The following is a 25,178-nucleotide window of genomic DNA, read 5'->3' as shown; positions in this document are numbered from 1 at the left end:
AGATGAGTGTTCAAAGAAGCACGGTCATCTTCGCCTGGATCCTTCTTCTCCCGGCTGTCCTCTATGTCCTGGCGATCGTCGCCTATCCGTTGGTCGATACGTTCATTCTCTCCTTCACCGATGCGTCTCTCAGGAAGACCACCAATTGGGTCGGCTGGATCAATTACGAGAAGATCTTCAATGAGCGGTTTGCGGAAGTCATCTTCCGGACCTTCATCTGGACGTTCTTCTCGGTCGCCCTGAAAATGGTGATCGGCACCTTCGGCGCATGCATGCTGAATGCCGCCGTACCCGGCCGCTCCTTGTTCCGGCTTTTGACGATGCCGCCATGGATCGTGCCGATGGCCATCGGCATCTTCATGTGGGGCTGGATGTATAATGGCCAGTTCGGCATGATATCAGGCATGCTGCAGCGCTTCGGTCTCGCCGACGGCCCTGTCGCCTTCCTCGCCTATGGAAACACCGCCTTCTGGGCAACGATCATCACCGACGTGTGGATCGGCGTGCCGCTGGTGACGATCTACTTCCTGGCGGCGATCCAATCCATTCCGAAGGATCTCTACGAGGCTGCCTGGACAGACGGCGCCGGCCGCTGGTACCGCTTCCGCCGCATCACCCTGCCACTGATGGTTCCGGCGATCATCACCATGTCGATGCTGTCGCTGATCGCCACCTTCAACTCGTTCGACATCATCTGGATCCTGACGCAAGGCGGACCGAGCGGCGAGACGACGACGATGATCATCGATACCTATCAGACCGCGATCGGCTCGAAGAAATACGGTGAAGGTGCAGCGCGCGCCGTCCTCATCTGCATCTTCCTGTCGCTCTTCTGCTTCGCCTATTTCCGCGTCACCCGCCGCCTCAATCCGGAGAAGCGCGCATGAGCAATGCAGCCATGATCGACCGTTACCGCTGGTGGGAAATCATCCTGATCTATTGTGGCATTGCGATGTTTCTTTTCTTCGTGCTGTCGCCCTTCGTCGAAGGTTTCCTGGTTTCACTGAAGCCGCTCAGCCAGCTCTTCTCCTCGCCCTATCGCTTCTGGCCGGAGAACGGCTCGTTCGAAGCCTACCGGACGATGTGGATCAGCGTGCCGGGCTTCGGGCGCTATATCTTCAATTCGTTTTTCATCTCGACCGTGGTCACGCTGATCGTGCTCTGCCTCGTCATTCCGGCGGCCTATGCCTTCGCGAAGTTCGAATTCAGGGGCATGGGCATCCTGCTCGGTGCCTTCCTGACGGTGAACATGTTCTCCGGCGCCGTGCTTTTGATCCCGCTCTTCCGGCTGATGCGCAGCATGGGCGTGCTCAACACCTATCTCGCCATGATCGTGCCGGGTGTCGCCTTCCTGATCCCCTCGGCGATCTGGCTGCTGCGTACTTACATGATCCGTATTCCGCAGGAACTCAACGAAGCGGCCTACATGGATGGCGCCAGCCATTTCTACACGCTGCGCCGGGTCATCCTGCCCATTGCGATGCCGGGGATCATCGTCGTCGCCATCACCACCTTCATCGGCGCTTACGCCCAGCAATTCATCTTCGCGCTGACGTTCAACTCGAAGACCGAATACATGCCCTTGCCGGTGGGGCTCTTTGCTTACTTCGGCAAGCAGGAGGTCATCTGGAACGAACTGATGGCGGCTTCCTTCGTCGGTATCGCGCCGGCGATGGTCGTCATCTTCTTCCTTCAGCGCTACCTTGTCGGCGGGCTGACCGCCGGTGCGGTGAAACAATAAGACCAAAAAACGAGTGAACAGCTAACACAAGAATGGGAGTCACGACGTGAGCATATCAATCAAGACAGGCCTGATGGCCCTCGCCTTGCTCGGTTCGACGGCATTGACCGCAGTCACTGCCCAGGCGGCCGACAAGGAAATCAGCTGGATCTATTGCGGCGACACGATCGACCCGGTCCACACCAAATATATCAAGCAGTGGGAAGAAAAGAACACCGGCTGGAAGATCGCCCCCGAGGTCGTCGGCTGGGCGCAGTGCCAGGACAAGGCAACGACACTCGCCGCCGCCGGCACGCCGGTCGCGATGGCCTATGTCGGCTCGCGCACGCTGAAGGAATTCGCCCAGAACGACCTGATCGTTCCGGTGCCGATGACGGATGACGAGAAGAAGACCTATTATCCGAACATCGTCGACACGGTGACCTTCGAGGGCACGCAGTGGGGTGTTCCGATCGCCTTCTCCACCAAGGCGCTCTATTGGAACAAGGATCTTTTCAAGCAGGCCGGCCTCGATCCCGAGAAGCCGCCGAAGACCTGGGCTGAAGAAATCGAGATGGCAAAGACCATCAAGGAAAAGACCGGCATCCCGGGCTATGGTCTCCCTGCCAAGACCTTCGACAACACGATGCACCAGTTCATGCATTGGGTTTACACCAACAACGGTAAGGTGATCGATGCCGACGGCAAGGTCACGCTCGACAGCCCTGAGATTCTCGCTGCGCTGAAGGCTTATAAGGACATCGTCCCCTACTCCGAAGAAGGCCCGACGGCCTACGAGCAGAACGAAGTCCGCGCCATCTTCCTCGACGGCAAGGTCGCGATGATCCAGGCAGGCTCTGGCGCAGCCGACCGCCTGAAGGCGACGAAGATCAGCTGGGGCATCACGACGCTGCCGCTCGGCCCCGACGCCAAGGGCCCCGGCACGCTGCTGATCACCGACAGCCTGGCGATCTTCAAGGGTTCGGGGGTCGAGGACAAGGCGACGGAATTCGCCAAGTTCATCACCTCGCCCGATGTGCAGTCGGAATACGAGCTGCAGGGCGGGGCCGGCCTGACGCCGCTGCGTCCCTCCTCCAAGGTCGATGAATTCGTCGCCAAGGATCCTTACTGGAAGCCGCTCATCGAGGGTATCAGCTACGGTGGTCCCGAGCCGCTCTTCACCGACTACAAGGGCTTCCAGAACTCGATGATCGAGATGGTCCAGTCCGTGGTGACGGGCAAGGCCGAGCCGGAAGCCGCACTTAAGAAGGCTGCCGGCGAAATCGAAGCGTTCAAGTAAACCGCTTTGGACTCTTTGGGGTCGCGGGTGCAACAGCCCGCGATCCCTCCCCGATCGAATGTGCGACGAAGGCCGCCGGTGGAGACAGATTTTTGGGACAGCTCTTTCTCAACAAAGTTCAGAAATTCTATGGCGACTACGAAGTTCTGAAGGGCGTGCAGCTCGAGGTAAAGAACGGCGAGTTCGTCGTCTTCGTCGGCCCGTCAGGCTGCGGCAAATCCACCCTGCTGCGCATGATCGCCGGTCTCGACGCGACGAGCGCGGGCGACATCGTCATCGATGGTATCAGGGTCAATGATCTGCCGCCGGTCAAGCGCGGCATCGCCATGGTGTTTCAGTCCTACGCGCTCTACCCCCACATGACCGTCTTCGAAAACATTGCCTTCCCGCTTCGCGTCGAAAGGATGGAAGAGGAAAAGCTCAAGGCCAAGGTGGAAAATGCCGCACGCATCCTTCACCTCGAACAGCGGCTGCAGCAGAAACCCGGCATGTTGTCCGGCGGCCAGCGCCAGCGCGTCGCGATCGGCCGCGCCATCGTGCGCGAACCGAAGATTTTTCTGTTCGACGAGCCGCTTTCCAACCTCGACGCGGCGTTGCGCGCCGACATGCGCATCGAGCTTGCCAAGCTGCACAGGCAGTTGAAGGCGACGATGATCTATGTGACGCACGACCAGGTCGAGGCGATGACGATGGCGGATCGTATCGTCGTGCTGGATTCCGGCGATATCTCCCAGACGGGGGCACCGCTGGAGCTTTATCACAAGCCTGCAAACCAGTTTGTCGCCGGCTTCATCGGCAATCCGAAAATGAATTTTCTTCCTGTGACTTGCAAGGGCGTCGGCGCCAATGGCGTCGAGGTTGATTATCAAGGCCAGACAGCCGTTCTTCCCGTGACGCCGCGCGACGGCATCGCCGGCAAGGCTTTGACGCTCGGCATCCGACCGGAGCATATCCAGCTTGGCGGCGGCGATATCGTCTTCAAGGTGACGCCGACTGTCATCGAGCGCCTCGGAGCAAATACGGTCGCTTACGCCTCGCTCAACGGAGAGTCCGAGAATTTCTGCGCCATGCTGCCGGGCAGCGTCGGGATCCGTGCGGATGCGCCGGTTGCGACCGGCATCAATGCCGCGGATTGCCATCTCTTCGATGAGGCGGGTATTGCCTTCGAGCGGCGCGTCGAGCTGACCGAAATCGATATGAACGTGATCAATCCGACGGCGGCTTGAACCGACTGGCTCCGTGTCGAGGTTCGTCCTATCAGGGATCGGGTCCGGGGGCGACATGACGCGCGAAGCGATTGCGGCCGCCGGAGCTGGAGGTCCATCTCCTTGTAAAGCCGATAGATTCGCTTCGGATTGACGGGCCACCCGTCGCGCTTGAGCAGGACATGAACGCGACGATAACCGTAACGCACTCGCGTCTGGCAGATGTCCCTGATCTTCAGCTTCAACTCGGCCTGCTCGCCGCGCCTGGACTTGTAGACATACAGCGACCGATCGATCTTCAAAACGGAACATGCACGCCGGATCGAGACCTTCCAGTCCACCTTGACCGTGTCGACAAGCTTGCGCTTGCGGGCAGGCCTCAGAGCTTTTTTGACAGCACGTCCTGAAGCATGGCCTTGTCCAGTGACAGGTCCGCGACGATCCGCTTCAGCTTGGCATTCTCCTCTTCGAGCTGCCGCAGCCGCTTCATCTCCGACGGCATCAGCCCAGCGTATTTTTTGCGCCAGTTGTAAAACGTCGCGTCCGAAATTCCCGCCTTGCGGCAGACTTCGCCGATCGGCGTTCCATCTTCCGCTTGCTTCAGCACGAATGCGATCTGCGCTTCCGAAAACTTCGAGGCCTTCATCGAATTCTCCTCTTCTTCCCACCAGGGATCATAAGTGGAAAATTCCAGTTCCAAATGGCCTAATTTATTGGGGGCACGTCAAACCGGACTGGCTCTCCTGCACCGGTCAAGTACTCTCGTCCACAGGAGGGTAGAACGCAGCCTCTTTGTCCCACGGCGATCGTCGCTGGAGTGCGCCTGGAACGGATGTTACTATCGTTTGCACCTGTACTTGACCGGGTGGCAAGCCTGCACGGTGTGCAACACCCTTGTGAAGTCGCTGAGTTGGGGGAATGTATATCGATCATGCATTCAAGCGCGAAGTGTAACCAGAGACGAAAGCGATGGGGATGGCCGAGGAGCCAGAGCGACAGCCGGCACAAGACGTTCGTAAGACCGTCACATTTCTCTTCGCCGATGTCGTAGATTCGTCACGCCTTAGTCTTACCCTTGATCCAGAGACGCTCCACAACCTGTTTGCCCGATACTTTGACAGAATGAACTCTGCTATCCACCGGCACGGTGGAAATGTAGAAAAGTTCATTGGCGACGAGATCATGGCCGTTTTCGGCGAGCCTATGCGTCGCGAGGATGATGCCCTGCGGGCGGTGCGCGCGGCAGTTGAAATGCGCGAAGCGCTCGCTAAGCTGAACAGTGAGCTTGAAGCAAGTTGGGGTGTTCAGCTGGCGCATCGGGTCGGCATCAACACCGGGGAGGTCATTACCGGTGACGACAACCAAGGGCAACGCTTTCTCACCGGCGAGGCTGTGCGCGTGGCGAAGCGTCTCGAAGAGGCCGCGGCGCCTGACGAGATCCTTATTGGAGAGTCGACCCATAAGCTGGTACGCGATGCCGTCTTCGCGAAGATGAGCGGCCCGCGCGCGCTCAAGCACGGCGAAAAATTCCATGCCTTCACAGTGATAAGCATCGCCGCGCATGCCCCCGGCATTCGACGTCGATTCGAGGCGCCGTTCGTCGGACGCGGGCGCGAGCGGGAAATGATCCACACCATTTTTCGCGACGTGATCAGGCACAGAGCCTGTCGCCTATTGACCATCTTGGGCGATGCGGGGGTTGGAAAATCGCGGCTTGTTCTGGAAATCACCGCAAGTCTTCCGAGCGACACACTTGTCGCGCGGGGGCGCTGCCTTCCCTACGGCGAGGGCATTACATATCGACCGCTCGCAGACATTTTCCGAGAGATCACCAACGCCGAGGGCCTGGACCTCGGCAAGCAGTCCGTGGCAAAGATCGCAGAGAACCTTGCTGGGGACAAAAAGGCTGGGCTCATCGCTGAGACCGTGGCTGAACTGCTCGGCTTTGGTGGTGGAAAGCCAGGGAGAGGCGAGGAGACTTTCTGGGCCGTTCGACGTCTGTTGGAGTCACTGGCGCGAGAACGACCGCTCGTGATCGTGGTGGATGATCTCCACTGGGCCGAGTCGATGTTCCTCGACCTGATCGAGCATCTCGTCGATTTGTCGCACGGTTTCCCCATATTGATAGTCGCTATTGCACGACCAGAACTACTTGATACACGCCCCGATTGGGGAAGCGGAAGGTCAAATGCGTCGACGGTCGTGCTTGAACCGCTGAGTGAAGCGGAATCCCGCGAAATGCTTTCAAATCTGCTCGACCATGTGCCGCTACAGCCTTCGGTGGTGTCAACAATTACTGACGCCGCGGACGGCAATCCGCTTTTTGCGGAAGAGTTTGTGGCAATGCTCGTCGATGAGAAGCTGCTTACCCGTGAGAAAGATACTTGGGTCGCGCGCGGCGATCTCTCCGATCCGCCGCGAGTCCCCGCGACAATCGACGCGCTTCTGGGCGCGCGTCTTGACCGCCTTCCAGAGCACGAACGAGCGATCCTTACGATGGCTGCCATCGAAGGCGTGGTGTTTCATCGCAGTGCGGTCGTCGAGCTTGCTCGCCCGGTGCCCAATTCGGTGGTTCATGATGGGCTGCTCGCGCTTGTCCGCCGGGACCTGATCCGTCCGGGTTCGCCGGACTTCTCCGGGGAGGAGGCCTACCACTTCCGACACGTTCTAATCCGCGATGCCGCGTATCGCTCATTGTCGAAACACTTGCGGGCCGAGTTGCATGAACGCTTCGCCGCCTGGCTCGAGATGAAGTCAGAAGGACATCTAAGGGAATTTGATGAGATCGTTGGCTACCACTTCGAGCAGGCTTTTCAGTATCGCGTCGCGCTTGACTCCCAGGATCCTCTCGCCGCTTCGCTAGCGGCCCAGGCAGCCCCGCGGCTCGAGGCGGCAGCTCGGCGGGCACTCGGCCGCAGCCACCTATCCTCGGCCATTACGCTATTGGAGCGGTTGTGCGTAGCGGTACCTCACCTGCTCCTCAAGGACGATTCCCGGCGAAGAACGCTGCTCGCGGAACTAGGCCGCGCACTGATAGAGTGTGGGCGGCTGTCCGAGGCCGAGCGCATACTGCAGGACGCGGAGCGACTTGCTACCATAGCAAACGACGAGCTCGTTGCGTCGCACGTGCTCGTTGAGCAGCACTTTCTCCGACTGCTACGTGTCGAGGAGGGCGGAACCGAGGAAGCCGCGCGGGCGACGACCTTGGTGATGCCGGTATTCGATCGCTACAAAGACAATCTCGGCCTATGCAGAGCAAGGCGGCTCGAGGCATTGCTCTATTGGAACGAAGCACGCGCCGAGGCGGCAGCAGAGGCGTGGAAGCGTGCGGCCGCTCACGCGCGGATCGCCGGCGATCAGCATTTGTACAACGAGATTCAGACGTGGATAGCATCGTCACTTTGGTTCGGTCCGACGCCGGCCAGCATTGGCATCCGCCGCTGCAAGGCAATGCTCAAGGAAGTGCACAACAGTCCCGAATCCGACGCTGCGATCCTCCGTCACCTTGCGGGCTTGTACGGCATGGTTGGCCAATTTGAGCTCGCGCGCGAACTGCTTGCGACGAGCAACGCCGCCTATGCCGAGCTAGGTTTTAAGCTCGACGCGGCAATGTCCCAGAACGAAGCCGTCGTCGAACTTCTCGCTGGTAACCCGGCCGCAGCAGAGGAAAGCCTGCGCACGGGGTATCGCGCGCTCGAGGAGATGGGCGAGAGGATGTTCCGCTCCACGACCGCTGCGTTCCTCGCGCGCGCAGTCCTGGAACAGGGGCGCGACGGGGAGGCCGAGGAGTTCGCCGAGGTGAGCGCCCAGCTGGCTGCAAAGGGCGACCTGCTTTCGCAGATCCTCTGGCGCGGCGTTCGTGCGCGGGTGCTAGCAAGGCGGGCGCAGTATCGGGAAGCCGAGGTTCTGGCTCGCGAGGCCGCGGCGCTCGCCCAGAGGACCGATTTCGTCAACCACCGGGCGGACGCGCTCATGGACTTGGCCGAGGTGCTCAAAGCGTCACTGCGCGTTGACGAGGCCGTTGTTGTCGCCTCCGAGGCGTTCCGTCTCTATGGGCTCAAGGGCAATAACGTCTCCGCGTTCACGACGCAGTCGTGGTTGGCGCAAGTCAAGGACGGCTGATATTGCAAGCAACTCGACTTCGCCGGACCCCCGACATTCGGGCGGCGCCAATCTCCATCAAGAACTTTTACAGTTTTGATAGAAAGTATCCTGCATCCAAATCTTCCTTTCTTTCCTGAGCGGCGGTGGTATTGTATTTCTGCGGCTCCAAGAGTCGTCCTCGGAGAGTAATTTGGAGGGGAAAATCATGGCAGGAGGAAAATTCAACCAGACGGCAAAGCTTAATACAACAAACTATTGGGTCGAATGGCCAGAGGGGCCGCTTTTTCCAAAATTCGACGACAAGATAGACCGCGTCGAGGTATGGCTAATGCAGAAATCCACCGGCGCTATCCAAATGACTTACCAGACCGCGGGTTTCGGACCGAACAGTTGGAGGGCGAATCGGATTTGGTGGCCACGTGTTCAGGTGGCGGGTCAATGGGTTTGGGATGGGGATGGACGTTTCAGGCCAGGGCCGGCGATGGGGTCGGCCGTTCTAATTGCAACATCTTTGTTTGGTTTTGGTAAGCAGAGTTACTTCTGGTGGTCCGAGGAAGTCGAAATTGTTATTGTTCCGTAGCCGGACGACGCATAAGGGACTGACAATCCACTATTTTCTTATGGAGATGATGGAATGAACTCGCAAACGAACGATCCCATTCTCGAATGGAGAAGCAAAGATTTCGTTGGACTTCCGCGAGATGCGGCTCAACAGATCATAGTCACTGCATGGGACGAGAAGAACCGTACTTACCAATACAACATTGTCGCCTATCACGCGCCAATGGAACTTTGGTACGGCGGCCCCGGCATCCTGGTGACGGAGGATGAGGTGCAATACTGGGCCAAGATACCAGGACCTCCCGAACCAACCGTTGATCCAGATGATTGAGAGAACGTCTGGGTTGCAGTCTCTTCAGTATACCGTATCGGGGTTGTAAAAGCAGTCGATCCGCCGTGAATGTGTGCCTAATGCAAGGGAATTCTTGCGCGAAGGGCCCGATCTCTGTCGTCTGCATTTTTGCTTCCGCTGAAACTTTGACTCCATCGACAGGACGGGCAGATGGCGAGCAAGTCTCGAGCCCCCAGCAAAACACCACGTGCGGCAAAACCAAAGAGTGTTCCGGCCTTTACGGTGAACGGCATTGAAAGTCCGCAGCCGTTTCTCGCGGTCCAGCTCTCGGACCCCGCCACTCCGTCCGGCGCCGCGAGAAAGGCCGCGATGTCGCCCGAGGAAGTGTCGGCGCGCGTCCGCGAGTTCAACCTGAAGCCGACGGTCAGCGAGGAGCAACTGTGTGACGCGGTGAACAGCATCAGCGACGCGGCGGTTCCGATCGTCGAATTGCCGGAAGACATCCGCGAGACCATCGCCACCCTCAAGCCGGCACTACGCAGCTTCCACGGCGCGAAGATGTCCCTTGCCTGGTTCACGCTTCTGCCGCTTGCCTCGCCGTGTGCGGACAAGTTCGGTTATATGTCGTCCTGGTTGACGAGGGCGGCAACGCGGCTGCAATTTACGCCGGCTAACCAGGCGCTTCTCGACACCTTGGGCGACTTGATGGCCGACCCAGGCCGCGAGACATCGCCGGATTCGGTCAATCCGGCAGGCTTCACATACGTCGGGCAGTTCATTGATCACGACATTACGCTTGATGTGTCCTCCCCCCTCGACGCCGAGACCGACGCCGAGACCATTCACAACATGCGGACGCCGGCGCTAGACCTCGATTCGCTGTACGGAGACGGACCAGCGTTGCAGCCATTCCTCTACGTCTTTCCCTCGTCCGGTCCCTCGACGGCAATCAAATTTGAGCTCGGCACGAACCGCAACGCCGGGCCAGGCGGTCCGGCCGGCAACGTAGGCGATCAAAGCGGCATGCAAGTGCAAACGGACTTCGACGTGCCACGTGTCCACAATCCGCTGAATCCCGGGGCATCTTCTAACACGGCGATCATCGGCGACCCCCGCAACGATGAGAACCTCATCGTTACGCAGTTCCATCACGCAATGCTTCGGTTCCACAATCAGGTCGTTGATTTACTTGTCGCCGCGAACTTCGGCGGAGACATCTTCACCGAAGCCAAGCGGCTCGTGACACATCATTATCAGTGGGCTGTGGTTTACGACTTCCTAACGCGGATTTGCGGCAGCGCGACGGTGACAAATGCAATCAACACCGTGAACGCGCCGATCAACAGCCCTTTCCGCATGCCTGTCGAGTTTGCCGTGGCGGCCTATCGATTCGGCCACAGTATGGTCCGTGACAATTACTGGGTGAGCTTCCGATTCCCGAACGCCACTATGGCCCAAGTGTTTAAGTTTGCGCGAAATCCGAACTTGCCAGTGCTGTCAAATTGGGTCGTGGACTTCAACGCGTTCTTCGACACAGGAGTACCCGTGCCGGTGAACAACAAGGCCCGCCGAATCGACAGCGTGCTCGCGTCCGAACTCGAGAATCTGCCCGGCTTTGCCGGGATCATGAAGGTCCTCGCACGGCGCAACCTGCAGCGCGGACTGGCGCTCGGCTTGCCGAGCGGTCAGGGCATGGCGAAACACTTTCGAGTTCAACCAATGACATCGGCGCAGCTCACGCAGGGTCTACCGGCCAACGAAATCGCTGCGCTGAATGCAGGCGGCCAAGTGTTGCTCAAGAAGACGCCGCTCTGGTACTACGTCCTGCGTGAGGCCGCAGTGCTTGGCGGCGGCGACCACCTCGGGCCAGTCGGCGGTCGCATCGTAGCACGGACATTCGTCCGGATGCTGAAGCGGGACGGCAACTCGTTCCTGAATGTGATTGGCGGATTCAAGCCAATCCTTCCGTCGAAGGTGTCAGGGACGTTTACGTTTGCAGACTTGCTTATCTTTGCAGGTGTCACGCAGCCTTGAAATGATATCAAACTTGGGAACTGCGACTAGGGAAGTCTGAAGTCTGAGATTTCGAAAGTATCCTTTGCGTCGAGTGTGGCCGCACTTTGCGCCAGTACCAAACAGCCTAACTCGCGCCATCTCCCGCGCAACGTCCGACATCAGGCGCATGGCTGGCGTGCTGCGTGCCACAATAAGCACGGGATCGAGCTGTGCCCAGCCCGGACTTATCCTTGGAGTCGGCTGAGACGGGAGCGGAGGCTGAGTGCGCGCGTGATGCCTTTGAGGCGACCGGTAGAAAGATAGAAGATAGCGCAGGTTCTGTTTTAGTTTAGGCTAAGCGGCCGCGCGACGCGCTCCCGCAGTGTTCCGCAATTGGCGTCACACTTATAGGCCAACACCCCGCTGCGATTTCTTCCGCTTCTAGCCAAGGCCGCTGCGGCGGGAATGGAACCGCCGCGCAGCAGGATGCAATCTCAGTTCTTGACCGTGTCTTCCAGGAAGAAGCGGCCGAGTGGATTCTGATAGAAGTTCTCGATGTTCTTGCGCGTTACGTTGATGAAGGGGCTGTAATAGAGGTCGATCCAGTGCACGTCGGCCTTGGCCGTCTTCTGCATTTCCATGTACATTGCCTCGCGCTTGGCCGGGTCCATCTCGAGGCGGGCATCGACAACAAGCTTCTTGACCCTCTCGTTCTGATAGCGCGTCATGTAGTTCATGTTGGAATCGTGGCCCAGCACGAAGGTAGTTTTCTGGTCCGGGTCGATGACGTCGTAGGTCCAGTACATGACCGAGAGGTCGTAATCGCCCGCGACCAGCATGTCCCAGCTCTGGCTCGCATCGACCTTCTGCAGGTTCGCCGTAACGCCGGCTTTCGCAAGCTGCTGCTGCAACAGGACCGCGATCTGCTCGTCGACCTCGTTGCCGGCGTTCACGACATAGTTCAATACCAGGTCCGCGGCACCGGCATCTGCGAGCATCTGCTTGGCCTTCCCCGGATCATAAGGGCGCTGAAGCGCCTTGTCGTCGTGATAGAGGGCGCCATTGGGGATATAGGAGTTAGCGATCTCGCCCAGGCCGAAGGTAACCGTGTCGACGATCGCTTGCTTGTCGATTGCCATATCGAGGGCCTCGCGCACCTCCTTTTTGGCTAGCGGGCCATGCTCGTGATTGATGAGCAAGTGATCTTCGCGCGTCGAAGTATCCTGCGTGACCACCAGCTCCGGATCCTTCTTCAGTTCGGCCACGCGGGAGAACGGCACGAACAGCGCGGCGTCCAGCTGTCCCGCCTGCACGTTCAGCATGCGCGTATTGTCGTCTGGCACCGAGATCCACTCCACGCCGTCAAGCTTGACGCGATTGGCCTCCCAGAAATTGGGGTTCTTCTCAAGGATGACCCGATCGCCGCGGCGCCACTCCTTGAGCTTGAAAGCGCCCGAAGCGATCGGGTTCTCGGCATAGGCTTCGGCCCCTATGGATTCGAGTCCCTTCTTTGACAGGATCGAAGCGCCTGGCATGGCAAGCGAGGCCACAAACGGTGCCGACAGCGTCTTCAGTTTTACCACCAGAGTACGCGCGTCCTCACCTTGGGTCGCGGTATCGATCACTTGGTAGGATTCACTCCAAACAGAGCCTTCATCATCGCGGATGCGCAGCAGGCTGTAGGCTGCGTCTTCGGCGGTGATGGGTGAGCCGTCCGAGAACTTGGCATCGCGGAGCTTGAAAGTGTAGGTCGTTCCGTCCGGTGAGACCGACCAGCTTTCTGCCAGTCCCGGTTCCAGCAACTTGCCGGACTTGTCGACGCGGATCAGCACATCGTAGACGTTGGAAAACACCCAAAAATCAATGTTCTGGGCCGTCTTGATCGGATCGAAGGTTGTCGAGTCCTCGCGCCGACCAATGGTCAGCACACCCGCCGCCTCTGCGATGCTCGTTCCAATCGACATGCCGGCGATCATGGCCACCAAGCCTACTTTCATCCATTTGTTCTTCATTGCTTTTTCCCCTTTTCGTCTCTGGCTTTGACTGCTTGCCGCTATGCAATTTCCCGAGCGGCTTGCGGCAGAAGTGGCTTGTCCGGGTCGATGTCGGGAATGGCATCGCCGAGGGCGTCGCAGAGAAACTCGTACGGCCCCTGCATGGCCACGTACGGCCCCATGTTCCAATCATCCAACGAGCGCTGCACGGGTGCAGGCCACTCGGGCAAGCGGCCCACGTGACGGTAGTTGAGCAATGTGACAGCCGCCATGTATTCCAGGTGATCCAGCGCACCTTCGGCCTCATGCTTCTGCATCATGGCGACGGTTTCAGAGCCGAGCGCGGCACGCAGCCGCTCAAGTTCGGAGGCCAAGTGAGGTATGCACGCGACCGTATCGGCGAGGATGAGCGAGGCAAGGTTTTCGGGATGCGTCAGCGCATAGTCGATAGCAAGCCATCCGCCCCAGGAGTGCCCCAAGATGTGCACCTTGCCGAGGCCAAGCTCACGCCGCACGATCTCGGTTTCGGCGACATAGCGGTCGATCGTCCAGAGCGAGACGTCATCCGGCCGATCCGACGCACCAGTACCTAATTGGTCGAAGGCAACGACACGACAGCCTTGATCGACCAGGCATAAATGGGCTTCACGCAGATAGTCACAAGGAAGGCCTGGCCCGCCATTGAGGCACAAAACTGTGTTCACACCCTTGCCGAAGCCGTAAGCCCTGATCCTATAGCCATCGACAGCGATGTCGACCTGATCGTCGGGGCTGATATCACGCCACATGGTTTACCCCCATTTCATGAAAGACGCATTGTATCCGCCGACGGACCGCCACGTTCGGCAGTTTATTCCAAAGCTACCCTTTCGCCAGCTATAAGAAGTGATTAAGTTGAGGTGACGACCTGCCCGATAAGTTCAAGGGTCCGGGCGGCGACGTGGCCGACGGCTAAGTGCTAGCTACGCAGACATAGGGATATTCCGACCTGGTGAGCGGCCAAGCGATGACGACGGCCACCCGGCTACCGATCTGCTCGATCAGCCAAGTGTTCACGTGCGGCCTTCTTCTGGATCTTGAGGGTGACACTGCTCGCGTCGACGACTGTCAGGGGGAGTTTCCGCCACGCCTCGAGGGCCGGTTGCCGCCGCTGGCGGACTTCTGCAACTTGCGATCGGGCCTGCGGGACTACTCGACGCTGACCGTCGTGCATGGCGGACAGCCCGAAGGCGTCTTGGGCCGCGACAAGCAATTTCCGCATCCCGTCCGACCTGCTGGAAGATTTCGCGGGCCGTTCGCTGGCTGAGCTTTACGCCGACCGATTGTGTGGACCTGCGGGCATGCAAACCGCGCTTCTGGCTGCTGACACTAGTGAGCCTGTGCATGGCATGATTGGCTACGAAGGCCCCAACTAGGTCGGCTTCTTTCGCCCGCCAAGTCGGTGCCCCGCGCTGCAGGTAAAGGCTGTCACCGAACTGCTGATAGAGTTTCTCAAATAAGCTTTGCACTTTGCGGGCGTCGGTCGCTGAAAGCATGCGACACAATAGATCATCGGCCAATGTGCGCGATCGACCATCATTTGAACGAGCGACCGCTTTCGGAATCTACAGGCAACATGCTAAGACTTGAGGACGTTAAGCGGCCGTTGAAGGCATAGATCGCAAATGTCCGCAATGGGCCGATACTGTTGAAAAACTCTGGAAGAGGCTTTGCCGCGCGCAGCCCCCGAAATGGAATTGCGGAGAGCAGCATTCATCGCTTACCCAAACGCAAGTGGGTTTCACGAAGTGGCCGTAAATGGAATTCCATTCCCAGTCATACGTCCAAAAATCACGTCGAATGCCTTGCGCTAGAGTTTTTCAACACTATCGGCCAATCCCAGACCTTGGCGGCAAGAACTCTAATGTCCGTTTTTCGTGTCGGGCGTCCTCACAGCGGACGGTCGGCCATCGGCCCCAAAGCGGACACTCGCCCGTAGAGACTATGTCTGCCATTGGCGCAACGAAGTCATCCGCCGTGTGCACATCTTGCGATACTAGCGATTACAGCCGCGGCCATCGGCGATCAAGGCCATTTCGCCCTCAATCGGAAGCGGCTCCTACCAAACGAGACCGCGGGCCGCGACATCCTCGACGCGGGTGACGATGCCGCCCCGATGGAAGACCATCGTGTCGAACAGATTGGAGATCACGCAGGTGTGGTTGGGAATGATGAAGAGCTTCTCGCCGATCTGAGGCCGGGGGCCGGTGCAATTCGAAAGATCGATCACGCCGTGTTCTTCCGAGAGGCTGCTAATCCGTGCCTCGGGATAACCGACGATCAGCCCGTAATCGCTGAAACCCTGAAGGTCCGATGTCAGAGCCTTCGACCCGGCATCGATGACGGCGCGGTCGGCGTTTGGCCGTGACACGACGGTCGCCAGCACGTGCATCGCGCAATCGTTCTCGGTGCAATGGCCCATGCGCACCATCTGGCGATCATTATAGATATAGGTGCCAGCGCGGTGTTCCGTGGCCGAGGTGACGAAATGCGCCTCGAAGAGGCTGGGCGTCCCGCCATTGCTGACGATCGGGCAGGTCATGCCTTCCGATGTCAGCTGCTCGAGCGCCTCTGTGATGAAGGCTTCCACGGCGGCGGCCGATTGCGGCTTCGGATAGGTCACGATGCCGCCGAAGGTGAGGCCGTCGGCAGCGGCGATGCGCTTGGCGAGCGATGCCGCCTCCCCCGGTGTCTGCACGCCGCAGCGGCCGCCGCCGGTATCGCATTCGACCAGCACATTCAGCGGCTTGTGGCCGGAGAAATGCGCTGCGAGCCCGTCGACCGTCACTTCGCTGTCGGCGACGACCTTGAGGGCCGAAATCCTCTCATTCAACCTGGCCAGGCGCTCGAGCTTCTGTGGGCCCAGGATGTTGAAGGTGATCAGGATGTCCTCGAAGCCGGCTTCGGCAAAGACTTCGGCCTCCGTCACCTTCTGGCAATTGATGCCCTTGGCGCCTGCGGCAACCTGCGCGACGGCCAAGGCCGGGATCTTGTGCGTCTTGATATGCGGGCGGAAATTCAGCCCGTGCTGATCCATATAGGATTGAACGCGGTCGATGTTTGCAGCCAGCCTGTCTTCGTCGATCACAGGACGCGGCGTCGAGAGATCGGCGATCCTGTCGCCTGCCCTGGCGATGACGGCAAACCGGTTGTCATGCATCTAGGCGGCTCCGCGTTCTGGTCCATGTGGATCGGCGATGATCGGCCATATGGTCTTCGGTGCTCGCCGGTACGGCGTCGTCGCCGGATTATTGGGATAGGGCGTTCCGGCGGAGCAGTAAAGGATCTCGGCCGCGATCTTCGAGAAGGACGCGAAGAAGTGGTTGGTGGATTTGATCACCAGGATCTTCTGCCGGGCGGGGTCGATGCCCATCGCCGAAAAAAGGCTCGGATCGAAGCTTTGAGCGCGTGTCGAATTGAGGATGATGTCGATGCCGTCAAGCACGATATGTGCGGCATCGCCGAAAGGTGCGAGACTCTCGCCGAACTGCATCTCGGCATTCTTCACCAGCTTGACGACCTTGACGGTGCCGTCAACAGGATTGCCGGTTCCGGGCGCCGACTTGGCGCCGAAGCGCAGCGGAATTTCTGCCCCCTCGCCCGCTGCAAAACAAATCTGGACGGCCACCGGATCCCAGATGGTGCCGATCGCGGCACTCGTGACGCCGCGGGCGATCAACTCCCCGAGGATAACCGTCGCATCCCCCGCCGTGCCGCCGCCCGGATTGTCCCAGACGTCGGCAATGACAACAGGCCATCCGGTGGCGGTCATCGCGCGCGAGACGGCTTCCTTCTCGTCGATCTGCGGGACCATGAAGGTGCCGCGCTTCGAAAAGAGCTCGAGGCCAAGTTCGCGCGCCAAAGCCGCGCCCTTTTCCGGCTTATTATCCGTCACGACAAGCAGCTTCGTTCCCATTTCGGGAACGTCGCCCACCATGAAACCGTGGATCACCGAGATCGACAGGACGTCCGGATCATCCTTCTCGATCTGCATGATCTTGTCGACGAAGGAACGCATGGGTTCGCGCGATGTCGGAAAGACGTCGATCATCCGGCAGTCGAACACTGACATATCAGGCTTGATCCGGCCTTCGAGCGTCTCGACCGCAATGCGCCAGAGATCCTCGGCGCGGTCGACGAAGTCCGTATGCGGAAATTCTTTGAAATAGACGGCGAAATTGAGCGCAGCGACACGTTTTGCCGTGAGATGGCTGTGCGGATCAAGCTCGGCACAGATGAGGACATCGGGCCCGACGATCTCGCGGATGCGCGACAGGAGATCGCCTTCGGTATCCTCGTATCCGGCGGCCACCATGGCGCCGTGCAGGCCCATGACAACGGCGTCGACAGGCATTGCCGCGCTGAGTTGGCCGAGGATTTCGTCACGCAATTCCTCGTAGGTCACCCGGTTGACGAGGCCTGCGGGGTCGGCCCAGGTGGCGGTTCCCTCAATCAGTTCCCAACCCTTTTCTCGGGTGACGCGCCTGCCAACGGTGATCGGCGCGGTGCAGAGCGTTGGTGTTTCGGGATGCTGGCCGGGCGGGGCATAGAGAGAGGCTTCGAATGCGCGACGATCCACGCAGATCGGGGAAAAGGTGTTGGTCTCCGTCGCCAATGCTGCCGTGAAAATGCGCAAGAAAGTGGCCTTCGTGTTGTCGGCCCCGCGTCAACCCATCGGGTTTGGCAGGTAGCCGGTGAAACCTGAGATTTTCCAGCGTCCTTGGTGAAGCCTGCAGTAATAGAGCGTCTGCCATTGCAGGACGTCCCGTGTATCGTCGCTCTTGGTAATGCCGCCGTCGAATTTCTTGCGAACGAGGGCCATTTCGCCCTCGATTTCGATGTCCTCAAGCGTCGTCGTGGTGAAGATCGCCGTGCGCGCATCTTCTGCGAAACTCTGCTCGGCGAAATCCTTTGCCTGCCTCAGCCATTCCTGGCGGTAGGCCGACAGCGTCGGAAATGCCAGACGCCACCTGTCGGGGCTGACCTGCTTCTGGGCATCGATACCGATAAAGCCCTCTTCGACGAAGTCATGTTCCACCATCGACCAATCGGCCGCCAGAAACGCATCGATATCGCGCGGAACGAGCATTTCCCAGATGGCATGCCGGGCGCTGTCTGACGGAAAAGGATTCTGGAAAGGATCGCGCATATCAGTCCCGGATTGAAATTCTTTTCATAAATCGCGTTTTTCACTGGTCAAATTCTGCTTTCTATGGTCACTTGTCAACTTATCAAGAAAATAATTTGCAAGGACTTCAGCATGCCGATCAAGCGCTATGGCACTGTTCAAACGGGCGCCGGCGGCAAGGCGCTGCCTTTCGCACGTGCGGTCGAAGCCGACGGATGGCTGTATGTTTCCGGGCAGGTTGCGATGGAAGATGGCGAAATCATCGACGGTAACATCATTGCCCAGACCCACAAGACGATCGCCAATGTCCTGGCGATCCTCGATGAAGCCGGATATGGCGTCGAGGACGTCGTGCGTGTCGGCGTCTGGCTCGATGACCCGCGCGATTTCTGGACCTTCAACAAAATCTATCAGGAGTATTTCGGCGAACATCCGCCGGCACGCGCCTGTGTGCAATCGTCGATGATGGTTGATTGCAAGGTTGAGATCGACTGCGTGGCCTATAAGAAGAAGGATAGATAGAGAACTATCGGGGGGACGGGCTTGGATATCTTTTCGACGCTGCAGGAAGACAAGAGCAGGCTCTCTCCCTCCGAGAGCCGCATCGCGGAGATTATCGTCAACGACTTCGAGTTCGCCGTGAACGCCTCGATCATCGAGCTTGCCGAACGGGCCGAGGTATCACCGCCGACCGTCACGCGCTTTTGCCGGCGGCTCGGTTGCGAGAGTTTCTCCGACTTCAAGGTGCAGCTTGCCCGCACCGCCCATATCGGCGTTCGTTATCTGAAACCGGAATCGAAAAGCACCGATCCGGCCGATGTCGCCCAGGATATCATCACCAAGGCCCAGAACGCGCTCTTTCTCCTGCATCGGTCGCTCGATCTTGCCGCGATCGAAGCCGCCGTTTCGCATATCGCCAAGGCCGATATGATTTATGCGTTCGGGTCGGGCGGCAATTCGTCGATGATCGCCGACGAGCTCCAGAACCGGCTCTTCCGTCTCGGACTTCGCATCACAGCGAGTTCCGACCACAGCATGCAGCTGATGATGGCTGCCGCGGCAAGGCCCGGCGACGTGTTGATCGGCTCGTCCTTCTCAGGGCGCAATACGGAGTTGGTGCGCGCCTTCGAGCTTGCCCGCCAGGCCAAGGTGAAGACGATCGCGCTGACCCAGACGGCCAGCCCGGTTGCCAAGGCCGCCGAAATCGTCGTGGCGATCGACCTTCCCGAGGGCCACAATATCTATCGCCCGACCTCGACGCGCATCGCCTACATCGCGACGATCGATATCTTGTCGAGCCTGGTCGCCTATGCCGTTCAGCCGAAGGCGACGACCACGCTTCGGCGCATCAAGCAACAGCTGGTCATTCACCGTGACGGCGACGACCGGCAATTGCTTGGAGATTGAGGTTCATGAACGGGAGCGACAGGAAATGACGCAGTCGATAGCCATCGTTACCGGCGCTGCAGGCGATATCGGCGCGGCGATCGCCGCACGGCTCGCCGATGACCACGACGTCGTGTTGCTCGCCGATATTGACGGTGCGGCTGCGGCTGCCGTGGCATTGAAGCTCGGGCCGGATAATCGCTTCGTCGCCATCCAATGCGATGTAACCAGCGAGACGAGCATAGCGGAATTGGCAAGACGCGCCGCCGACGTCGGCGTGGTTCGAACCCTGGTCAACAATGCGGGTGCCGCCCGCGCGACCAGCCTGCACGACACGACGCCCGAGATCTGGCGGGCGGACAATGCGCTCAATCTCGAGGCGGCATTCTTATGTTTCCGCGCGTTCGAGCCCATGCTGACGGTTTCGAAGGGTTCCGTCGTCAACATTGCCTCGGTCAACGGCATGCATGTCTTCGGACACCCGGCCTATAGCGCCGCCAAGGCAGGTCTTCTGCATTTCACCCGGCTGGTCGCCGTCGAATACGGCAAGTTCGGCATTCGGTCCAACGCCGTTGCACCCGGCACGGTGAAGACGCAAGCCTGGGAAGCACGCGCGGCCGCCAATCCAAATGTTTTCGAGGAAGCGCGCCGCTGGTATCCGCTGCAGCGGGTCGTCGATCCGAAGGATGTTGCCAATGCCGTGGCCTTCCTCGCCGGCCCCCAGGCCGCCTCCATCACCGGTGTCTGCCTGCCTGTCGATTGCGGCCTCACGGCAGGCCAGGCCGAACTTGCGCGGACCTTCTCGCAATCGGAACATTACTGACATTCAGATGACCGCATGAGCCGCCTTTTCCCCGACGTCTTTCGCAATCCGGCGATCCGCGCCAGCATGATCGCCATTTTCACCTTCGGAATGGCGGGGGCGATGACGGCACCCTATCGTTCGGTCGTGGGTATCCGCGAATTGGGCTTGAGCGACGGCCTCTATTCGTTCCTGAGTTTCGTCTCGGCGGCGGTGAACGTCGTCATCAGCATCCTGCTCGGCAATCTCGCCGACCGGCTTGGCGAGTACCGGTCGACGATGATCGGCGCCTGCCTGTTCGGCATTTTCGGCTACGGCATGGTCTACGCTTTTCCTACAGCGGCCATATTCGTCATCAGCGGGTTGCTGCCCCTGCCGATTTACGGAGCGCTGAACTCGCTGCTGTTTGCCAATGCACGTGCGGCGATGCACGGCATGAACCGAAGCGACATGGTGACGGCCAACTCCGGCGTGCGTGCCATGATCTCGCTGTCCTGGGTGCTGATCCCCGGGATAACCGGCCTGCTGCTGTCTGGCGCATCGAGCATGCTGCCGGCCTACCTCTTTGCCAGCATCTCATGCCTGCTCTGCCAGGGGATCATCGTCTTCGCCCTGCCGAAGCGAGCAGGCACGGAGATGGCAGCAGTTCATCATCTCAGCTATCTTGGCGCGCTTCGCCAGGTGGTTTCGCCACGGATCTCGGCGCATATTTGCGGGGTGGCGCTGATCACCAGCACGCTGCATCTCAATGACGCCCTGCTGCCGTTGATCGCCACCGGTGCTGCGCATGGCAGGCTGAGCGATGTCGGCATTCTGGTCGGCATCGTCGCATTGCTGGAGGTCGTCTTCATCATCGTCTGGTCGCGGATCGCGCGGAAGGCCGGCCAGATGACGGCGCTTGCCGCCGGCACCATTATCTATGCCGTCTTCCTCAGCCTCCTCGGCTTTGCCTCCGAGCCGTGGCACCTCTATGCGCTCACCTTGCTCGCCGGAATCGGAGCGTCGGCGATCATCAGCATTCCGATCACCTATCTGCAGGATCTGATCGCCGATCGGCCGGGGCTCGGCAGCGCCCTGATCTCCGTCAATATCTTTGCGAGCGCCGGGATCGGCGCGCTGGTTTTTGCCGCCGGCACCTATGTGACGGGCTATTCGGGAACCGCGATCCTGAGCGCCGTCACCGGATTGGCGGGGATAGCGATCATCGGCCTCCTGCATAGAGGCAAAGTCCATTAGCCGACGCCATTGGCAAATAGGACGTGAAGAAGAATGGAGCTTTCATCGGTGTACGTCTTGTGACAAGGGTGACGCACCATTTCCTTTGAAGGCGACATGAAGGCGATCTCCGGCACGAATCTCGAGCAGGCCAAGTCTCACAACCGGCGTGTGGTGATCGAGGCTGTCCGCACGAACGGTCCCTTGTCGCGCGCGGCAATCGCCCGGATGACGGCGCTGACTGCCCAGACCGTGTCGAATATCGTCGAGGAACTGGAGAGATCGCACCTTCTCGTTCCATCCGAGGCGCAGAAGCTGGCGCGCGGCCAGCCGATCATCCCCTATTCCATCAATCCGCGCGGCGCCTATTCGATCGGCCTCGAACTTAGCCGCCAGCGCGCAAGCGGGGTCCTGACGGATCTCTCCGGAGCCGTCTGCGCGCGGATCGAGCGGCACGTCGAACATCCGGATCCACAAAGGGCGATGCCGGCTCTCCAAGCAATGGTCGAGGATCTTCAGCAGGCCTTCACATTCGACCGGAACAGGCTGCTCGGCGTCGGGATGGCCCTGCCCGGCCGCTATGCCGATGGCGGCACCACGTCGCTCAGCCCGCAGAGCCTCCCCGACTGGCAGGATTTTCCCGTCGGGCATGAGCTCGAACAGCGGGTCAGGGTGCCGGTGCTGGTCGAGAACGATGCGACGGCAGCGGCAATCGGCGAGCGTCTTCATGGCGTTGCCCGCGGGTTCGGCAGCTTCGTCTATCTGTTTCTCGCCGGCGGGGGTGGCATCGGTGCCGGAATGTTCCTCGACGGCCACCTCTACAAGGGCAGCCGCAACAATGCCGGCGAGATTGGGCATATCATCGTCGAACCGCATGGCAAGCTCTGCAGCTGCGGCAAGCGCGGCTGTCTGGATCGCTATATCTCGCCGGCCGTCGCTTACGAATACATGGGCATTGCCAATGCCGAGGAGCTGTCGCCTGACGAGCTCGACGCGCTAATCGCCCGGGGCGGCGAAGGTCTCGACGCCTGGCTGGATCAGGCCGTCCAGCCGCTGCGGCAGACCGTCGATTTTCTGGAACTTGCCTTCGATCCGCAGACGATCGTGCTCGGCGGCAGCATATCGACATCGCTGATGCTTCGGCTTGCAGAGCGGCTGGAGCCGCTGCACACCCCAATTGATCCCAACCAGAAGCGGACGGTACCTCGGGTGATGATCGGCATGACCGGCAAGGATACGGCAATCCTCGGCGCCGCCGCCCTGCCGATCTTTTCCGAAACTAATCCGCGCTTCGACGTCCTGCAAAAGCCGCTCGGCTAGCAGACACCGCGGCTCTCATCCGCCGGCCGGCAGCCTCGCATCTGACTGCGGCTGGCGACGGGCCAGAGGTCGCGCAAAGATGACGACGTTGCCGAGAAGCGTCAGCGCCAGGCCGATCAGGCCCAGACCGCTCCAGTGGTAGCCCTCGAAGACCGTCGACAACGACAGGGCGACGATCGGGAACAGGACGGTGGCATAGGCAGCGCGTGAGGAGCCGATGCGGGACACCAACATGAGGTAGGTGGTGAAGCCGATCACCGATCCGATTGCCGCGAGATAGAGCAGGGCTGCAAGATAGCTGATGTTGGGCGGTGCCACGATCGGCGTTTGCGTCACGGCAATCAGGAAGAGGAGGATGATCGCGCCATAGGTCATGCCCCAGGCATTGGCGGTCAGCGGTGAGATTCCGACCGCGCTGTTTCGACGCGATGCCATATTGCCCAGCGAGAAGAACAGCGTGCCGAGCGCTGCGAGCCCGATCCCTTTCAGCGTGCCCATATCGAAATCGACGATAACGTCCTGTCCGAAAAGGAGGAGGAGGCCGGTTGCTCCGAGTGCTGCTGCGAGAAGCGTGCGGCCTGTAATGCGGTCGCCGAAGAAGAGGCGCGCATTGATGGCATTGTAGATCGTTGCGAGCGAGAAGATCACGGAGATTAGCCCGGATGGGATAGAGGCGGCAGCGTAGTAGAAACAGATGAAATTGAGGCTGAACAGGCAGAGCGCTTGCGCAAGGATGAAAGGTTGATCGCGCAAGGCAGGGAGCTTGAGCTGCCGCATGACAGCCAGGATGGCGACGAGGATCACGGCTGCGACCGCAAATCTGTAAAAGACAGAGACCAGGACCGGCACGGGGCCGACCTGCATCGCAATGGCGATCCAGGTCGTCCCCCATATGAGGACGGTCGCGATGAAGAGAGCGGCATTTGCCATGGAGTGATCCTCGTTTTCCCGACCAATAGGCAAACCGCGCGCAGCTCTCTTGCAGATTCTTGCTGTTAAATCGATTTCCCCGGACTTCCTGCTCGCCATGCGGGTCGTCCACCAGTATTGTTCGCAAGGCGTGGCCGGGCATGGGGAAGAATTGGTGAAAGATAGCCGCCTTTCGGTTTTCAGGTTTTTGTCGGCATCTCCCCATGCGCGGATGTCGCAATCCATCGATTTGGGTTTCGGGCGATCAGCTGCCATCTGGAGCAATGCACACGACAGGATGAGCTATGAGCGGCCGAACGGTCATACGTTCAGCCTCTATCTCAGAGGTGGCGCCGGAACGCGTCGTCTGGATGGCATCTCCGCCGCGTGCGGCCGTCCCGGAGTCCTGTGCATCATGCCACAGGGGCACTCGTCCGAATGGGAAATCACCGACTTCTTCGAATTCGTCCATCTGTATGTTCCCGACGATCAGATGCGCCGGATGTTTGCCGAGACGTTTGACCGCGATGCTCGGCTCATGGCTCTTCCCGAAGTGACCTTCGCAGATGCACCCGCCCTGGCACACACGCTTCGGCGGATGACGAAAGCGATGTTGGCGGGCGGTCATCTGCTGGCTGAAGAAGCGATGACGCAGGCGATCAACGATTTTTTCGTCGATCCGCGTTTTGGAGGAATGCGTCCCTGCGCGATCAGCGGCGGGCTCGCTCCTCATGTGCGGCGCCGGAGTCTGGAGTATATCGAGGCCCATCTCGGTGGGACAATCCGCTTGCAGGATCTGGCGGCGATCGGGCAGCTTAGCGCGTTTCATTTTCAGCGGATGTTCCGGGCAAGCTACGGCGTGTCCCCGCATGGCTGGGTGGCCCACCGGCGCGTCGAGCGCGCCAAATCGATGTTATCAGGCATGGACCCAATCGCGCAGATCGCTTCGGCCTGCGGCTTCAGCAGCCAGAGCCACATGACGCGGGCATTCAAGTTGGGTACAGGCATCACGCCCTCTGCCTACCGGCAACGACAGTGAAGCCCCTTCGTTCGACCGCACTTGTCTTTTCCGAAACCAATCCGCGCATCGACGTTCTGCAAAAGCCGCTCGGCTAGAGCATTTCCGTTTTTCTTCGAATCACGAAAATGCTCTATCTCTTTGTTTTCACGCAATTCCGAACGCAAAACCGCTGCACACTTTTGCTGGA

The 25,178-nt window shown here is 59.7% G+C and carries 20 protein-coding genes and 2 pseudogenes; 15 read left to right on the top strand and 7 right to left on the bottom strand.

The window, feature by feature from the left end; all coding sequences use genetic code 11:
- Positions 1 to 2 precede the first annotated feature (2 nt).
- From G9X64_RS07400 to G9X64_RS07385, 4 genes are all read left to right on the top strand, one after another.
- Entirely contained in the window at positions 3 to 887 is an 885-nt protein-coding gene (locus tag G9X64_RS07400) for a carbohydrate ABC transporter permease (protein ID WP_168313094.1), read from the top strand.
- Positions 884 to 1,741 carry a carbohydrate ABC transporter permease gene (locus tag G9X64_RS07395; RefSeq protein ID WP_171376279.1) on the top strand — a complete coding sequence of 286 codons (858 nt, stop codon included), beginning with the start codon at positions 884 to 886 and terminating at the stop codon, positions 1,739 to 1,741. Before G9X64_RS07400 ends, G9X64_RS07395 begins: the two co-directional genes overlap by 4 nt.
- 73 nt (positions 1,742 to 1,814) lie before the next feature.
- The gene (locus G9X64_RS07390) at positions 1,815 to 3,020 is read left to right on the top strand and encodes an ABC transporter substrate-binding protein (RefSeq protein WP_168313103.1); all 1,206 of its coding nucleotides are present in this window, start codon (positions 1,815 to 1,817) and stop codon (positions 3,018 to 3,020) included.
- A 92-nt stretch (positions 3,021 to 3,112) separates the two neighbouring features.
- Entirely contained in the window at positions 3,113 to 4,246 is a 1,134-nt protein-coding gene (locus G9X64_RS07385; RefSeq protein WP_171376278.1) for an ABC transporter ATP-binding protein, read from the top strand.
- An 80-nt stretch (positions 4,247 to 4,326) separates the two neighbouring features.
- Here the strand turns inward: G9X64_RS07385 and G9X64_RS07380 are convergent.
- Positions 4,327 to 4,871 (bottom strand): annotated as a pseudogene (locus G9X64_RS07380) (transposase); the annotation flags it as partial.
- 329 nt (positions 4,872 to 5,200) lie between these two features.
- Here G9X64_RS07380 and G9X64_RS07375 point away from each other — a divergent pair.
- The 4 genes from G9X64_RS07375 to G9X64_RS07360 all read left to right on the top strand — a co-directional run bounded on the left by G9X64_RS07375 (position 5,201) and on the right by G9X64_RS07360 (position 11,216).
- On the top strand, positions 5,201 to 8,347 hold the full coding sequence (locus G9X64_RS07375; protein ID WP_171376277.1) for an ATP-binding protein: 3,147 nt from the start codon (positions 5,201 to 5,203) through the stop codon (positions 8,345 to 8,347).
- A 187-nt stretch (positions 8,348 to 8,534) separates the two neighbouring features.
- Entirely contained in the window at positions 8,535 to 8,909 is a 375-nt protein-coding gene (locus G9X64_RS07370; RefSeq protein WP_171376276.1) for a hypothetical protein, read from the top strand.
- Positions 8,910 to 8,963: 54 nt separating this feature from the next.
- The gene (locus G9X64_RS07365; protein ID WP_210259633.1) at positions 8,964 to 9,221 is read left to right on the top strand and encodes a hypothetical protein; all 258 of its coding nucleotides are present in this window, start codon (positions 8,964 to 8,966) and stop codon (positions 9,219 to 9,221) included.
- Positions 9,222 to 9,392: 171 nt separating this feature from the next.
- Positions 9,393 to 11,216 (top strand): peroxidase family protein, encoded by a 1,824-nt coding sequence (locus tag G9X64_RS07360; protein ID WP_171376275.1) that lies wholly within the window; start codon positions 9,393 to 9,395, stop codon positions 11,214 to 11,216.
- 455 nt (positions 11,217 to 11,671) lie between these two features.
- On the opposite strand, the gene G9X64_RS07355 is transcribed toward G9X64_RS07360, so the two are convergent.
- Positions 11,672 to 13,174: an ABC transporter substrate-binding protein gene (locus tag G9X64_RS07355; RefSeq protein WP_376766390.1), complete on the bottom strand. Its 1,503-nt coding sequence runs from the start codon at positions 13,172 to 13,174 to the stop codon at positions 11,672 to 11,674.
- Between the two features lie 137 nt (positions 13,175 to 13,311).
- Positions 13,312 to 13,959 (bottom strand): annotated as a pseudogene (locus G9X64_RS07350) (proline iminopeptidase-family hydrolase); the annotation flags it as partial.
- A 218-nt stretch (positions 13,960 to 14,177) separates the two neighbouring features.
- Here G9X64_RS07350 and G9X64_RS07345 point away from each other — a divergent pair.
- Positions 14,178 to 14,477 (top strand): hypothetical protein, encoded by a 300-nt coding sequence (locus tag G9X64_RS07345; RefSeq protein WP_168313101.1) that lies wholly within the window; start codon positions 14,178 to 14,180, stop codon positions 14,475 to 14,477.
- A 792-nt stretch (positions 14,478 to 15,269) separates the two neighbouring features.
- Here the strand turns inward: G9X64_RS07345 and G9X64_RS07340 are convergent.
- Genes G9X64_RS07340 through G9X64_RS07330 form a run of 3 tightly spaced genes read right to left on the bottom strand, consistent with a single transcriptional unit; the run spans position 15,270 to position 18,359 of the window.
- Complete coding sequence (locus G9X64_RS07340; RefSeq protein WP_171376273.1) at positions 15,270 to 16,370, bottom strand: D-TA family PLP-dependent enzyme; 1,101 nt, start codon at positions 16,368 to 16,370, stop codon at positions 15,270 to 15,272.
- Complete coding sequence (locus G9X64_RS07335; RefSeq protein ID WP_171376272.1) at positions 16,371 to 17,846, bottom strand: M81 family metallopeptidase; 1,476 nt, start codon at positions 17,844 to 17,846, stop codon at positions 16,371 to 16,373.
- Positions 17,847 to 17,876: 30 nt separating this feature from the next.
- Complete coding sequence (locus tag G9X64_RS07330; protein WP_027665498.1) at positions 17,877 to 18,359, bottom strand: hypothetical protein; 483 nt, start codon at positions 18,357 to 18,359, stop codon at positions 17,877 to 17,879.
- Positions 18,360 to 18,470: 111 nt separating this feature from the next.
- Here G9X64_RS07330 and G9X64_RS07325 point away from each other — a divergent pair, with 111 nt between their 5' ends.
- The 5 genes from G9X64_RS07325 to G9X64_RS07305 all read left to right on the top strand — a co-directional run bounded on the left by G9X64_RS07325 (position 18,471) and on the right by G9X64_RS07305 (position 23,061).
- Entirely contained in the window at positions 18,471 to 18,860 is a 390-nt protein-coding gene (locus tag G9X64_RS07325) for a RidA family protein (RefSeq protein WP_027687538.1), read from the top strand.
- A 21-nt stretch (positions 18,861 to 18,881) separates the two neighbouring features.
- Positions 18,882 to 19,745, top strand: a complete 864-nt coding sequence (locus G9X64_RS07320; protein WP_168313590.1) for a MurR/RpiR family transcriptional regulator — start codon at positions 18,882 to 18,884, stop codon at positions 19,743 to 19,745.
- Between the two features lie 25 nt (positions 19,746 to 19,770).
- On the top strand, positions 19,771 to 20,547 hold the full coding sequence (locus G9X64_RS07315) for an SDR family oxidoreductase (protein ID WP_168315126.1): 777 nt from the start codon (positions 19,771 to 19,773) through the stop codon (positions 20,545 to 20,547).
- A 15-nt stretch (positions 20,548 to 20,562) separates the two neighbouring features.
- The gene (locus G9X64_RS07310; RefSeq protein ID WP_168315127.1) at positions 20,563 to 21,762 is read left to right on the top strand and encodes an MFS transporter; all 1,200 of its coding nucleotides are present in this window, start codon (positions 20,563 to 20,565) and stop codon (positions 21,760 to 21,762) included.
- 96 nt (positions 21,763 to 21,858) lie between these two features.
- A complete protein-coding gene (locus G9X64_RS07305) occupies positions 21,859 to 23,061 on the top strand; it encodes an ROK family transcriptional regulator (protein WP_168313593.1) in 1,203 nt (400 codons plus the stop codon).
- 15 nt (positions 23,062 to 23,076) lie between these two features.
- On the opposite strand, the gene G9X64_RS07300 is transcribed toward G9X64_RS07305, so the two are convergent.
- The gene (locus G9X64_RS07300; RefSeq protein ID WP_171376271.1) at positions 23,077 to 23,991 is read right to left on the bottom strand and encodes a DMT family transporter; all 915 of its coding nucleotides are present in this window, start codon (positions 23,989 to 23,991) and stop codon (positions 23,077 to 23,079) included.
- A 154-nt stretch (positions 23,992 to 24,145) separates the two neighbouring features.
- On the opposite strand from G9X64_RS07300, the gene G9X64_RS07295 reads away from it, so the two are divergent.
- Complete coding sequence (locus tag G9X64_RS07295) at positions 24,146 to 25,009, top strand: helix-turn-helix domain-containing protein (RefSeq protein WP_512700251.1); 864 nt, start codon at positions 24,146 to 24,148, stop codon at positions 25,007 to 25,009.
- Positions 25,010 to 25,178 lie beyond the last annotated feature (169 nt).

It is taken from the genome of Rhizobium sophorae, assembly GCF_013087515.1.
GTDB lineage: Bacteria > Pseudomonadota > Alphaproteobacteria > Rhizobiales > Rhizobiaceae > Rhizobium > Rhizobium sophorae.
This window is presented reverse-complemented; position numbering and strand designations above follow the sequence as displayed.